Source organism: Gemmiger formicilis, assembly GCF_016901605.1.
In the GTDB taxonomy this organism is placed as follows: Bacteria; Bacillota; Clostridia; order Oscillospirales; family Ruminococcaceae; genus Gemmiger; species Gemmiger formicilis_B.
This window is the reverse complement of record NZ_JACJKP010000528.1, coordinates 1-342: the sequence shown is the minus strand read 5'-3', so window position 1 is coordinate 342 and position 342 is coordinate 1. Positions and strand designations below refer to the sequence as shown.

1 tRNA gene and 1 rRNA gene are annotated in these 342 nt (G+C 50.0%); both read left to right on the top strand.

The features are described from left to right. Positions 1-110: ribosomal RNA gene (gene rrf, locus H6B10_RS15785) — 5S ribosomal RNA — on the top strand; the annotation flags it as partial. 12 nt (positions 111-122) lie between these two features. Then, a tRNA-Glu gene (locus H6B10_RS15780) sits at positions 123-197 on the top strand. Positions 198-342 lie beyond the last annotated feature (145 nt).

The following is a 342-nucleotide window of genomic DNA, read 5'->3' as shown; positions in this document are numbered from 1 at the left end:
TCGATGACGGTGAGGTTCCACCTGTTCCCATTCCGAACACAGAAGTTAAGCTCACTTGTGCCGAAGATAGTTGGCTGGAGACGGCCTGTGAAAATAGGTAGATGCCGGCTTCTCTTTTATATGGCCCGTTGGTCAAGCGGTTAAGACAGCGGCCTCTCACGCCGTTAACGTGGGTTCGATTCCCGCACGGGTCACCAGGAAACACCTGCTCGAATGAGCAGGTGTTTTTCTTTTTGGCGCCGAATAGGCATGATAAAACCCCCAGTTCAACTGGGGGTGGATAAAAAATACTTTAGTGAAGAGAAAGAACCTCCTGTGCTAGAATAAAGCTGGTCTGGCAAC